Here is a 12,754-nt window from a genome sequence, read left to right as displayed (position 1 = left end):
TCTGCCCACAAAGCATAGCAGCTAGCATGAAACCGGCATGCGTGGTCCCGCGTCTTCTTATTGTCGAGTTAAAGAACACCGGGGAGAGCATCATGGACCTCAGCCGCCGAACCTTCCTGCTTGGAGCGTCAGCCGCTGCCGCAGGAGCCACCCTGCCGTCCAGCAGCACCTTCGCCCAGTCGCTGCGCGATATGTCCGCTTATCAGCGCATGTACGGGCCCGTCGACGATGATCTCTACCCCATTCCTGGCATCGAGCTCTCGCGGATCAATCCGGCCTTTCTCCGGCGTGTGGTGCAGTACGACACCACGGAGGCTCCAGGCACCATCGTGGTCGATCCCCAGAGCCGTTATCTGTACCTCGTCATGCGTGATGGGATGGCCGTGCGTTATGGCGTCGGCGTCGGCCGGTCGGGTTTCGGCTGGTCGGGTGCCGCCACCATCAAGAACAAGCAGGAGTGGCCCGACTGGTATCCACCGAAGGAGATGTTCGCCCGTGAACCCGATCTCATGGAGCAAATGGGCGAACTGCCGGGTGGACTTGGCATGCCCGGCGGTCCGGGAAATCCGTTAGGCGCCCGCGCCCTCTACCTCTGGCAGGGCAACAAGGATACGCTTTACCGCATCCACGGCACCTTCGAGCCATGGACCATCGGCACCAATGTCTCGTCCGGGTGCATCCGCATGATCAATCAGGACGCGATCGACCTCTACAATCACACGCCAACAGGCACGAAGGTCGTCGTTCTGAACGCGCCATCCGGTCGAGGCAAGCGCGATCAGACTGCCGCACGCTCCTAGGATTAAGCAAATAGGCACGGTTCGTGCCTATTTTTGCCATGGTTAACAATCACACGTCGCTCAGGGACGCGGGAACTTACGAACCATGGCGGGAATCTTCGCCCGATCCAAACGATCGGCTGGCGGATGGGAGGCGGCCTCCGTGCCGCAGAGCGGCCGCCTGTCCGGTGGAGAGAGAGCCCTTCGTTCCATCATTGGCCTCTCGGCCGCAGCCTCTACCCTCCTGACACTTTGCTTGGCTCCGATGCAGGGGGCGGCTGCGTTCGGCGAAACGCGCACGCTCAGCTTCTTTCATACCCATACCAGGGAAAGCCTGACCGTCACGTTCCGCCGCAACGGTCGGATCGACGAGGGCGCCCTGAGCCAGCTCAACTGGTTCCTGCGGGACTGGCGGGTCGACAAGCCTGCCCAGATGGATTCGCGCCTCTTCGACATCCTCTGGGAGGTCTACCGGGAATCCGGATCGTCGCAGCCCATCAACATCATCTCCGCCTACCGCTCGCCGGAAACCAACGGTGCCCTGCGCCGCAGATCCAGCGGCGTGGCGGAGCACAGCCAGCACATGCTCGGCAAGGCCATGGACATCCGCCTGCCGGACGTGGACACCGGCCGCCTGCGGGCGATTGCCATGAAGATGCAGTATGGCGGCGTGGGTTATTACCCCTCCTCCGCCTTCGTTCATGTGGATACGGGCAATGTGCGCGCCTGGCCGCGCATGACCCAGCAGCAGCTCGTGCAGCTGTTCCCGGACGGGAAGACGCTGCACCTGCCCTCGAACGGCAAGCCGCTGCCTGGCTATGAAATGGCGAAGGCCGAGGTCTTGGCGCGGAACAGCGCCCTGGCAACGCAAGCCTCGGCTGGCGGCGGTCCGTCGATCGGCAATGTTCTGGCCAATCTCTTCGGGCGGAAGGATGCTCAGCCGGCACCGCAGCCCGCGCAATCCCAGGAGAGCCCGGTTACCCTGGTGGCTTCCGCCGATCCTGAGAGCATGGCCACCCCGATGACGCCTGCTCCTCTGCCGCCGCAGCGTCCGAAGGAGATCAGGCTCGCCAGTGCCGCCCTGCCCGACCAAGTATCATATGCGGTCTCGGAGAACCTCCCGGTTACGGCTAGCTTACCAGCGCCGGAACCGATCTTGGGGTATGATGAAAAGGCGGCGGTCAGAGCCCTGTTCGATCCCCGCACGGCGTTTCTGGATCTGGGCTTTGCCTCCCGCAATCAGCATGAGCTGAGCGTGACGCAGTTTACCGGGCCGGCCGTCAAGCCGCTGCCCGTTATTGGACAGGCAGAGGCCGAACTCTAGCGCTCGGCCTTTCAGGGCTTGTCAGATGCCGAAGAACACAAGAGCGCCGACCATCAGCGCCAGGACGAGAAGACCCCCTATGGCCACCGCCCAATGGGCTGCTCGCTTCTCCTGCTGGACGAAGGCGGGCTCTGGTGCCTGGAGGGCAGCTGCCTTCTGGAGGGGGGCAGTCCGCTTTTTCATTCGACTGGCGGCGGCGCGATCCGGGAACGGGATGATCTCGGCGCTCCTCATTGGAGATGCGGCCGGCTGCGGATGGGGAGCCATCAGGCTGTCGTCCAGCTCGACCGGAACACCGGCCTCCTCGAGATGAACCACAATCAGGGCGATGTCTTCCGCGCTCATGGAATGGATCGGCAGATTGGTCTCCAGATCCAGGGTCGTCAGTTGTCCCTGCTGGCGTCCCAGGGCGATCAGTCGGTCCAGGGTATTGCTGTCGAGCGCCTGCTGCATGAGGCACCACCCCATTGTGGTTGTTGGGCGTAAGAAGCGGCCTGAGCCGCTTCAAGGGTTCGCCGAGCTAACGCGGCAATTGCCCCAGACGTTGCAATGGAAAAACGTCTATGATGAACAAGGCCGCCAGGAACACAGGATGCTAGTTCTTCGTGGCCGTGGAGGCTTCCTGGAGAGCCTCCTTCTCGCGCCTGACCTGTTCGGAGAGCTGCTCGGCAATGGCCACAAGCTTGCCGGCCATGAAGTGCTTGCCGTGCAGTTCAACCTGACCGGCCAATCCGACGGTCAGAAGGGTCTCGAAGACCGTTTCGGCGGGAAGCCCCTTGCGGATCAGGTCGATGGCCACCTTCTGCCATTGGTCGGACAGCTGTTCGCGGATTTCAGTAGTTTCGTTGCTCATGCCGGGACCATACAGGATCCCGTGCCGGTTGTCGCGCTCCGGCGCCTCGCCTTGCGGAACTGTCACGTAGCTTACATAGAATGGTTCTAAGGCGTGATCGTCACATAAGACGGAGAAGCCGATATGGACGAGCACAAGGGCCGCCTTCGAGCCAGCGAACTGGAAGATTCAGGCGATGTCGGGGTGAATCCGACGCACAACCTCACCATGGGTGAGATCATCGCGACCCGCTTCAACCGGCGCGACCTCCTGCGGGGCTCGCTGGCCGTCGCAGCCATCTCGGCGACTGTCGGCCATCGGGCTCTGGCGGCCAATGAGCAGCCGGCCAAGAAAGCCTCGAACCCGATCTCCTTCGACTTCAAGGAAATCGAGGCCGGCGTCGACCATACCCATCATATGGCCGAGGGCTACGATGCTCAGGTGCTCCTGCGCTGGGGCGATCCGCTCTTCCCTGATGCTCCCGAGTTCGACCCGATGAAGCAGACCGCCGACGCTCAGGCGCGCCAGTTCGGCTACAACACCGATTTTATCGGCTTTATCCCGATCAACGGCTCCGCCGATCACGGCCTGCTCGTGGCTAATCACGAATACACCAACGAGGAACTGATGTTCCCGGGCGTGGGCGTGCAGGATTCCAAGGACGCCAACTTCTCCAAGATGACCCCGGATCTGGTGGCGATCGAGATCGCGGCCCATGGGGGCGCCGTCGTCGAGATCCGCCGCGTGGATGGCAAGTGGCAGGTGGTGAGGAACTCGAAGTATAACCGCCGCATCACGGCCGACACGCCCATGGAGATCACAGGACCGGCCGCCGGCCATGACCGCATGAAGACATCGGCCGATTCCAGCGGCCGCAGCGTGCGCGGCATGCTCAACAACTGCGCCGGCGGCGTGACGCCCTGGGGCACATGGCTGAGCTGCGAGGAGAACTTCAACGGCTATTTCTGGGGCAAGCTCTCCGACGACCATCCCGAGGCCAAGAACTACAAGCGCTACGGCATCGGCACCCCGGCCTATGCCTGGGGCAAGTTCCACGACCGCTTCGACCTCGCCAAGGAGCCTAACGAGCCGAACCGCTTCGGCTGGGTGGTCGAGATCGACCCCTTCGACCCGAACTTCGTGCCGAAGAAGCGCACGGCGCTGGGCCGCACCAAGCATGAAGGCGCTGCCGGCATCACCAACAGCGACGGACGCTATGTCGTCTATCTCGGCGACGACGAACGCTTCGACTACGTCTACAAGTTCGTCACTGCCGGCAAGGTTGACCCGCAGAACCGCGCCGCCAACTTCGGCCTGCTCGATGAGGGCATTCTCTACGTAGCGAAGTACAACCCGGACGGCACCGGCACCTGGCTGCCGATGGTGCATGGCCAGGGACCGCTCACCGAGGCCAACGGCTTCCGGAGCCAGGCCGACGTGCTGATCGAGACCCGCCGGGCGGCAGACCTTCTCGGCGCCACCAAGATGGACCGGCCTGAGGATATCGAGGCCAATCCGCAGACCAACCGCGTCTACGTCATGCTGACGAACAACACGCGCCGTAAGGAAGACCAGGTGGATGCGGCCAACCCGCGCGCCAACAACGCGTTCGGCCACATCGTCGAAATGATGCCGGAAGGCGACAACCACGCGGCGACCGCCTTCACCTGGGAGGTTCTCGTGAAGTGCGGCGATCCTTCCGTGGCCGCCGTCGGCGCGACCTTCTCGTCGGAGACCACCAAGAACGGCTGGTTCGGCATGCCCGACAACTGCGCCATCGACAGCCAGGGCCGCCTCTGGATCTCCACCGACGGCAACAATGCCAAGGCGACGGGCCGGGCGGACGGCCTCTGGGCTCTCGAAACCGAAGGCGAGCGGCGCGGCACGTCCAAGCACTTCTTCCGGGTGCCAGTTGGCGGCGAGCTGTGCGGCCCGTTCTTCACGCCCAATGATGAGTCGCTTTTCCTGGCGGTGCAGCATCCAGGTGAGGCGGAAGAAGGAACTACCTCCACCTTCGAGCAGCCGATCACCCGCTGGCCGGATTTCAAGGATGGCATGCCCACCCGCCCCTCCGTGCTCGTCATCACGAAACAGGGCGGCGGCAAGATCGCCTGACGGCGCGCGGCAGCGTCATGCAGCAACGGCAAAGGAGCCCCAGCGGCTCCTTTGCTCGTTCAGGAAGCCGTCGAAGCCGGTGCTCTCGAGGCTTCCGCGGCAAACGGACGAGTTTTCAAGGAAGGCTGCCAATTGCAGATTGAGGAGAGTGGCGCGGGCGACGGGGCTCGAACCCGCGACCTCCGGCGTGACAGGCCGGCACTCTAACCGACTGAGCTACGCCCGCGCATCTCTCTCGCATCGCGTGCCCGAGAGGAGCGTTTCTCGCGATGGAGGCGCGCTCGTACCGGTGATTGGGCACGCTGTCAAATGGTGTTTGGATTATCCCCAGAGGCGGACGCCGCGCTGAGAACGTCAGTCCCGGGTGCTGATCGAGAAGACCTCGTAGCCGGCCCCATCGAGCACGCGGACCGATTCCACATCCAGGTCGCGGGATTGGGGCCGCCGCGCGAGGGAGAACACCTTCAGCGCTCGCTCCTTTGCCTTTTCGACGGAGTCGGTGCGAACCAGGATCCGGCGGATGATCCCGCCGCCCGCTTCCTCAGACGCCACAGATTCGATGCGATAGACTTCAACCACGTTCACAGAACTCCATTGTCAGCGCCTTCATGCCTTGAGACGCTGCAGCTTCTCGAACCGCTTGATCAAACGGTCCCGCTTCAGTTTCGATAGACGGTCGATCCAGAAGATGCCGTCGAGCTGATCGATCTCGTGCTGGAAGCAGACCGCCATCAGTCCCTCCGCCTCCTCCTCGCGCTCCATGTTATCCAGGCCCCTGTATCTCACCCGGACGCGGGCATGACGCTCGACCTCGTCGTTGACGCCCGGCATGGAGACGCTGCCCTCCATGTGCCGGATCATCTCCGGGGAGGACCAGACGATCTCTGGGTTGATCGAGATGTGAGGTCTAGCATCGCTCTCCAGCTGGATCACCACGAGCCGCCGCAGAATGCCAACATGCGGCGCCGTGATGCCGATGCCGGGCGCAGCATGCATTGTTTCCGTCAGATCCGTTGCCAGTGCCCGAACCTCCTCGTCGATCTGAACGATCGGTTCGGCCCTCTGGCGCAGGCGGGGATCCGGGAAGCGGATGATCGGACGGATGGCCACGTGGTGGTTCTCGGAACGCTATAGGTGAGGATGCTGGCTGAGCTACTTGTAGCGGCCGCCGCGCTGAAGCACCTCGATCTTGTAGCCGTCCGGATCCTGCAGGAAGAAGAACCGTGCCGGAGGCCTGCCGTCGAGCTTCAGCTCCTTCAGAGATGTGGGGCTGAGACCGAGCGCCTCGAAGCGGGCATGCTCGGCCTCGAGATCGTCCACGGAGAATGCGAGATGCCCGTAGCCGTCGCCCAGCACGTAGGGTTCCGTGCGGCCGTGGTTGACCGTGAGTTCGAGTTCGAACTCGCTCTCGGGACTGCTCAGGTAAACCAGCGTGAAGCCTTCGAACGCCAAGCGCTCCGCCACAATGAGGCCGAAAGCCTTCTCGTAGAACGAGAGGGAGCGCTGCTCGTCGAGCACGCGGATCATGGAGTGAATGGCCTTGGCCACGGGACACCTCTGTATTGTCGGTCGCTCCGCAGGCGCGGCGGAGACGATCCTGATCAAACTTGTCGGCAGGTGAGATAGCAGTGGGTGGGCCAGAACGAAAGAACAGCAGCGGACGCTCCTCCACAGCTCAGTAAAAAGCCTTCCCCAGGAGGACCTGAGGAAGGCAAGTTCGGGAGGAAGAAACGCAGACTGCCCGGTCCAAACATCCACCGAATGCGGTTGTTACGCCTGTGCGGCGTTCCACCACACCTGCTGGTAAAACCAGCAAAGTGAGTCAGAGCCTCAAACGTGGCGCAATCAAGGAAATTTGATGCCCGCCAAGGTTCGAAAATGGGGAACGCCAAGGAACATTGAACAAGATGAATACTTGGTTTGGTACGGAGGCACCATTCCCCGCAACCCCTTGTCGCCTCCGCAGACTTGCAGCCCCGTTCAGCCTGATGTGGACGGGGCTTTTTCTGGTCGGGAACCCGACTGTTCAGCTTAGCGCTCGATCAGATCGGCAATGGCGCGGATGCGGTTGCGGACGTAATCGGGCAGCCCGGCACTAATGGAATCCCCGGAATTGAACGAGCTTTTCCCCATGAGCACCTGCGCCGGGATGAGGTTGCGCAGCACGGGAACATTCTCGAACTCCTTCTTGCGCTCCAGCACATCGGTCTCGACGGCCAGTGCCATGAACACCGTCGCAACCGTGCTGTTCGGGTTGGCAGGATGCTCCTGAAGGATTGCGAGCAGCTTCCCGAACTGCATCACCTGATTCACGCTGAAGATCGTCTGCTCAAGCACCCCGGCGACGGGCGCTTCCAGGGCCGTCAGCTTCGTCAGACCTGGACGATCGATCTCCTCCGGCGGCAGCACGCGTATCTCGGTCTGGAACTCCATGAACTCCGAAATCTTCTTGCCGCCCTCCTCCAGCTTGTTGGCCAGGCGGATCCCGACCGGCAGCTTGCCTTCGAGTGGATAGCGGGACTCAATGCAAACGCTCGCCGGAGCCTCGCACCAGCGGCGATCCGGGTGGCGGGTATGGGCGCTCTGCGAATCCACCTGCGGCACCGCCTGCTCGGCCGAGATGCGGCGGTGCTTGATCGACGGGTCAATCTTTTCCAGCGTATCGAGACGGGCGAAGCGGGCGAGATCGATCGAACCCGGCGCCTTGCCGATCAGGAAGCGAGCCTCCACCACGTACATGTGGAGCTTCTCGGTGTAGGTTTTCGGAATGCCATGCACCGAGACCTTGATGTTCGGTTCGGCATAGCCTGGAAAAAGGCTCAGGAACTGCTTCTGCACGGGCCGCTCGCGGCCCCAATCCTCGAAACGGATCAGGCCGGTGCCAGGATCGGTCAGCTTGTCGTCCCGTTGATCGCTGAACACGATGGTCTTGGGCTTCAGCCTGGCCGGAGCAACGGCCGTGACGGACGGCACCTCCTCGATCCGGAACTCCTGGGCCGCCAATCCTCCGACGGAGACGAAAAGAGCCGCAGCGGCGATCAGCGAGCGCCTCACGTGAACCTGCAATGTCATCAGTAAACCTGTCCGTTGCGCCAGAAATAATCCGGATCGATGCGCCTGGGTCTGCGCGGCGCCTCGTCCTCCCACCAACGGAAATCGCGCTCAGGTTCGGCTTGGCGGCGTGCGGGAGGAGCAGACTGGCGCGGACTCTCGAGCCAGCCGGGGCCCTGCGCATAAGGTCCGTCCTCATAATAATCCGGTCCTCCCCGATCTTCCCCGTCGCTCCAGGGGTCCGGGTTACGGAACGCAAAGACTTCCGACTGCGGCACGAGGCGGAACTGCGTCTCGGCCAGACGCCCGAACCAGTTCAGGCGGAAATGCTCCATGAAGCCCTTTCGCCCATCCGTCAGCCGGTCGCCGGTGTTCAGATCGATCGGCATGGCGATGAGCTGCTTGGCCGCCTGCGGTGACGGCGGGCTGAGCGGCGCCTTCGGCGCGTGGTACTCCCAGGCCGCCTGGAGGATCGCCTGGAAGATGGGAGCCGCCACCTTGCCGCCTGTCTGTCCGCGACCAAGCGTGCGGCGCTTGCCGTCGGCATTGTCATGGCCGACCCATACGGCAATCGTGACATCGTTGGTGAAGCCGACGAACCAAGCATCGTTCTCCTTGTCCGAGGTTCCCGTCTTGCCCGCAGCATAGGGAGCAAGTGTTTTCAGGGATCGTGCCGTGCCACGTTCGAGCACGCCTTGAAGCATGCTCTTCAGTTGATAGAAGGCGGCCGCATCGGCGGATCCCAGACGCGTCAGGGGACGCGCCTTGCGACCATAGATAACCTGCCCGCCCTGCTCCACCGCCTCGATGGCATGCGGCACCGGCATGGCGCCCTCATTGGCAATGGCCGCATAAAACGCAGCGAGGTCGAGCATCCGTACAGGCTGCGCGCCGAGCACGAACGGATAATGCGGCGTGCATTCCAGGTAGAGCTGCGCCTCGAGGGCGAGTTCGCAGACCCGTTCGAGGCTTTCCTCCGGCCTTGTTTCGATAGCACCGTCGAGCAGACGCGCCGTGACCAGGTTCTTCGAGTTCTCGAGCGCCCTTCGCAGGGTCATGATGCCAGAGCGCCCACCGTCGAAATTCTTCGGGCTCCAATAATCTCCGGCCCGTGCATGAGCACCGCCGCCCACGGGAGGCAGCGTGAGAGGGGCATCCCAGATCAGCGTGTTGGGCTGCAACCCCTTCGACAGGGCCGCGAGATAGGTCAGCGGCTTGAAGGCCGAACCCGGCTGGCGGTGAGCCTGCGAGGCCCGGTTGAGCTGGCTGAGGGGATAGGAGAAGCCACCCGTCATCGCCAAGATGCGGCCGGTCCTGTTCTCCAGGACGACGGCGCCACCTTGCACCGAAGGCGGCGTCCTCAGGTCGGCGCGCATGGCTCCCTTGCCCTTCTGCTCGACGACCCGGACCCGCACCACGTCATGGAGCTTGAGCTCCCGGCGGGCCGCCTCCCAGGCGTTCAGGGGCAGAACACGCCCATCCGCGAGCCCCACCCGCAGGACATTCGCTTTCGTCTTGCGATCCCGGCCTTTCTCGATCACCACGGCGGCCGTCCAATGTACGTCATAGAGCGGCAGTCGCACCGCCTTGAGAGCGCGCTGCCAGGCCGGCATCTTCTCTTCCGGGTCCTTGCTGCCTTCGAGCGCCCTCACAGCTTCGGCAATGTTCGCCTCGGGGCCCTGATAGCGCTGCCGTCCGATGCTCAGTTCATAGCGCGCGAGGCCGTCCTGCAATGCAGCTTCCGTCTCCTGCTGCAGGGCCGCATTGATGGTCGTGCGCACCGTGTAGCCGCCTGCGGTGAGGCTCTCGATACCGGCAAGCGTGCGCGCATCGCGGCTGACGTGGTCGACGAAGTGAAAACCCATCGTCCGCCTGGTGCGCTCGTAGGGCGCTCGCCCCGGAAGGAAGGCGACCGCCTGCTGCACCTGCTCCGGCTTCAGGAATCCGTCCTCCTGCATGCGGCTCAGCACATAGGCCATGCGCTCCTGGGCGCGCTCGGGCTTCGTGTCGGGATTGTAGTAGTTCGGCCCCTTGGCCAGTCCGGCGAGAAGTGCCCCCTCGGAGACCGAGAGCGCCTTGGCGCTCTTCCCGAAATAGCTCTGCGCCGCCATCTCGATGCCCCAGGAGGAGCGTCCAAGATAGATCAAGTTGAGGTATATCTCGAGGATCTCCGCCTTGCTCAACACCCGCTCGATGCGCGAGGCCACGATCATTTCCCGCATCTTGCGGTCATAGGTGACATCGTCGCCCACGAGCAGGTTCTTCGCCACCTGCTGGGTGATGGTCGAGCCGCCCGCAGGACGTCCGGGATTGGCCATGTTGCCCATGAAGGCACGGATCACGCCGCGCTCGTCGATGCCCCGATGCTGGTGAAAACGCTTGTCCTCCGCCGAAACGAAAGCTTGCCGCACGCTCTGCGGGATATCGGCCAAGGAAACCCAGATGCGCCGGTGGTCGGGTTCGAATACCTCGGCGAAGCGCTTGCCGTTCCCGTCCAAAACTACGCTGACGCCCGGCAGCTTTAGGCCCTTGAGCTTCCCGGCATCGGGGAGCCCGGCCACGGCGGCATTGTAATAGGAAATCACCTCGCCGAGATCGACCGGCGCGGGCTCGACCGTCTCCCCCTTGCAGAACTGACGGTAGCTCGCGTGCAGATCGTTGAAGCTCAATCCTTGCAGGACCTTCAGGTCTCCCGTGACGGCCTGCGGATCGTCCATGGCGGTTGCGATGAGATCGTCGAGATTGATGTCCTCGATATCGAAAGCCCGGCGCATGTGGGTGCAGCCGCTCTTGAGGATCTCAGCCACCTGCCCCTGATCCCGAGCAGGATCGAAGCTCGTCTTGACCGTCTCGGGATCGACGAGCACCTGGCTCAAGGTCAGGGCCGTTGCAAAGATCTTGACGAGGATTGCGCTCATACCGCCGCCATCATCACATCATTCACCCCACGAGAAGATCATCGGTATGGATAAGCTGTCCGCGCCCTCGCGGACCAATCGGACCTTGCCTAAGCCCGGATGAATGAAAGCCGTACACCGCGGCTCTTTTAGAACAGCCATCGGTAAGAAATGGGGCGGCCGAGCTTACATCCCAGATACAGCCGGTGCGGTCACGGCAATGTGTCTCACCCGCGCCCGACGAACGGCATCTTGGTCGCCATCACGGTCATGGTGAGGACATTGGCATCGAGCGGCAGGCCGGCCATGTAGACCACCGCGTCGGCCACGTGCTTGGGATCGATCCTGGGCTCCGGGGCTACGGTTCCGTTCGGTTGCAGAACGCCCTCGGTCATTCTCGCCGTCATGTCGGTCGCCGCATTGCCGATGTCGATCTGGCCGCAGGCAATGTCATAGGCGCGGCCGTCGAGAGAGGTCGACTTCGTCAGCCCGAGGACCGCATGCTTGGTGGCTGTGTAAGGCGCAGAGAGCGGACGCGGGGCATAGGCCGAGACCGACCCGTTATTGATGATACGCCCGCCCCTCGGGTTCTGATCCTTCATAATCCGGAAGGCCTCCTGCGTGCAGAGGAACGTGCCGGTGATATTCGTGGCCACGACCGTCTGCCATTGCTCGAAGGGAATTTCCTCCAATGGTACGGCAGGGGAGCCGATCCCCGCATTGTTGACAAGCAGATCGAGCCTGCCGAAAGCCTGCTTTGTGGCGGCAAAAAGAGCCGCCACGGAGGCTGGATCCGTCACGTCGGTCGGCACGATAAGGACGGATTTCTCATCTCCGCCGATCTCGCGCGCTGCGTCTTCGAGAGCCTCCCGACGCCGCCCTGCCATCACGACGCTGTAACCGCCCTTCAGGAGCCCTTCACAGATGGCCCTGCCCACGCCAGTCCCGGCTCCCGTCACAATCGCAATCCTGGAGCGTTCCGCCATGATCCCCTCCTCAATCTAACGGCCACGTCTGACTAGAGAGATGCATCCGGAGGCGGAAACGGCAAGGACGCACGCCAACACTGCACAGTTTTCGTTAGCAGCCCTGAAACCGATCCGCATTCTTTGAGGGAACCAGCCAAGCTGTCCCGCGTTCGGAAGGTGCCACTCGGAAAGGAATCCGTCATGCGCAATCATGTCCTAAGCTCGGCTGCAGTTCTGACTCTCCTGGCTCTTCCCCTTGCCGCCTGCCAGAGCGGCACGACCGCAGGCGCCGCAGGTGGCGCGGTCACGGGCGCCATCGTCGGCGGTCCAGTCGGCGCCGTGGTCGGCGGTGTAGCCGGTGCGGCGGCGGGCAGCGTTCTCAGCGCTGAGGAATCGACCCGCGTCCGCAGCTATGTGGTCGCCGAGCGCCGTCCCTCGATCCGAGTCACCGACGAGGTGGTGGTCGGCCAGCCTCTTCCGCCCCGCGTCAGGCTCTATTCCGTCCCGCCGACCGTCGGCCTGCGCAGCAACTACAGCTACACGGTCGTGAACGATCAGACCGTGCTGGTCGATCCTCAGACCCGGACGGTGGTCCAGGTCATCGAGTGATCGAACGACAGTTCCAGAAACCAGAAAGGCGGCTCCTGAGAGCCGCCTTTTCTTTTGAAACCGACCCTTGTTTGATCAGTCATCCATGTCGAGATGCGTCATCAGAATTTCGCGTTTACCGGCGTGGTTTGCGGGTCCGACGATGCCCTCCTGCTCCATGCGCTCCATGAGCGAGGCCG

The 12,754-nt window shown here is 63.0% G+C and carries 13 protein-coding genes and 1 tRNA gene; 4 read left to right on the top strand and 10 right to left on the bottom strand.

The window, feature by feature from the left end; genetic code table 11:
* Positions 1 to 92: 92 nt before the first annotated feature.
* Both JQC81_RS25010 and JQC81_RS25005 read left to right on the top strand, forming a co-directional pair.
* Positions 93 to 800 (top strand): L,D-transpeptidase, encoded by a 708-nt coding sequence (locus tag JQC81_RS25010; RefSeq protein ID WP_203274515.1) that lies wholly within the window; start codon positions 93 to 95, stop codon positions 798 to 800.
* Positions 801 to 885: 85 nt separating this feature from the next.
* Entirely contained in the window at positions 886 to 2,103 is a 1,218-nt protein-coding gene (locus JQC81_RS25005) for a peptidoglycan L,D-endopeptidase MepK (protein WP_203274514.1), read from the top strand.
* 21 nt (positions 2,104 to 2,124) lie between these two features.
* Here JQC81_RS25005 and JQC81_RS25000 read toward each other — a convergent pair whose 3' ends face one another.
* On the bottom strand, positions 2,125 to 2,556 hold the full coding sequence (locus JQC81_RS25000) for an RNA polymerase sigma factor region1.1 domain-containing protein (RefSeq protein ID WP_203274513.1): 432 nt from the start codon (positions 2,554 to 2,556) through the stop codon (positions 2,125 to 2,127).
* Positions 2,557 to 2,698: 142 nt separating this feature from the next.
* Positions 2,699 to 3,022, bottom strand: coding sequence for a hypothetical protein (locus JQC81_RS24995; protein WP_203274512.1), 324 nt, complete (start codon positions 3,020 to 3,022; stop codon positions 2,699 to 2,701).
* Between the two features lie 57 nt (positions 3,023 to 3,079).
* On the opposite strand from JQC81_RS24995, the gene JQC81_RS24990 reads away from it, so the two are divergent.
* Positions 3,080 to 5,050: a PhoX family protein gene (locus tag JQC81_RS24990; RefSeq protein ID WP_203274511.1), complete on the top strand. Its 1,971-nt coding sequence runs from the start codon at positions 3,080 to 3,082 to the stop codon at positions 5,048 to 5,050.
* Positions 5,051 to 5,199: 149 nt separating this feature from the next.
* Here JQC81_RS24990 and JQC81_RS24985 read toward each other — a convergent pair.
* The 7 genes from JQC81_RS24985 to JQC81_RS24955 all read right to left on the bottom strand — a co-directional run bounded on the left by JQC81_RS24985 (position 5,200) and on the right by JQC81_RS24955 (position 11,984).
* Positions 5,200 to 5,276 (bottom strand) — tRNA-Asp (locus JQC81_RS24985).
* A 128-nt stretch (positions 5,277 to 5,404) separates the two neighbouring features.
* Positions 5,405 to 5,629: a hypothetical protein gene (locus tag JQC81_RS24980; protein WP_036349186.1), complete on the bottom strand. Its 225-nt coding sequence runs from the start codon at positions 5,627 to 5,629 to the stop codon at positions 5,405 to 5,407.
* Between the two features lie 27 nt (positions 5,630 to 5,656).
* The gene (locus JQC81_RS24975) at positions 5,657 to 6,160 is read right to left on the bottom strand and encodes a peptide deformylase (RefSeq protein ID WP_203274510.1); all 504 of its coding nucleotides are present in this window, start codon (positions 6,158 to 6,160) and stop codon (positions 5,657 to 5,659) included.
* 42 nt (positions 6,161 to 6,202) lie between these two features.
* Positions 6,203 to 6,598, bottom strand: a complete 396-nt coding sequence (locus tag JQC81_RS24970) for a VOC family protein (protein WP_203274509.1) — start codon at positions 6,596 to 6,598, stop codon at positions 6,203 to 6,205.
* 483 nt (positions 6,599 to 7,081) lie between these two features.
* Complete coding sequence (locus JQC81_RS24965) at positions 7,082 to 8,122, bottom strand: hypothetical protein (protein ID WP_203274508.1); 1,041 nt, start codon at positions 8,120 to 8,122, stop codon at positions 7,082 to 7,084.
* Positions 8,122 to 11,019 carry a penicillin-binding protein 1A gene (locus tag JQC81_RS24960; RefSeq protein WP_203274507.1) on the bottom strand — a complete coding sequence of 966 codons (2,898 nt, stop codon included), beginning with the start codon at positions 11,017 to 11,019 and terminating at the stop codon, positions 8,122 to 8,124. The genes JQC81_RS24965 and JQC81_RS24960 overlap by 1 nt, the downstream gene beginning before the upstream one ends.
* Positions 11,020 to 11,225: 206 nt before the next feature.
* Complete coding sequence (locus JQC81_RS24955) at positions 11,226 to 11,984, bottom strand: SDR family oxidoreductase (protein ID WP_203274506.1); 759 nt, start codon at positions 11,982 to 11,984, stop codon at positions 11,226 to 11,228.
* A gap of 183 nt (positions 11,985 to 12,167) precedes the next feature.
* Here JQC81_RS24955 and JQC81_RS24950 point away from each other — a divergent pair, with 183 nt between their 5' ends.
* Positions 12,168 to 12,575 carry a DUF1236 domain-containing protein gene (locus JQC81_RS24950; protein ID WP_203274505.1) on the top strand — a complete coding sequence of 136 codons (408 nt, stop codon included), beginning with the start codon at positions 12,168 to 12,170 and terminating at the stop codon, positions 12,573 to 12,575.
* Positions 12,576 to 12,650: 75 nt separating this feature from the next.
* Here the strand turns inward: JQC81_RS24950 and JQC81_RS34485 are convergent.
* The coding region (locus tag JQC81_RS34485; protein WP_199051118.1) for a DNA translocase FtsK at positions 12,651 to 12,754 on the bottom strand (104 nt) is incomplete at its 5' end.

It is taken from the genome of Microvirga arabica (genome assembly GCF_016811235.1).
GTDB classification, from domain to species: Bacteria; Pseudomonadota; Alphaproteobacteria; order Rhizobiales; family Beijerinckiaceae; genus Microvirga; species Microvirga arabica.
The sequence above is the reverse complement of the archived record's forward strand: the minus strand, read 5'-3'. Positions and strand labels throughout refer to the sequence as shown.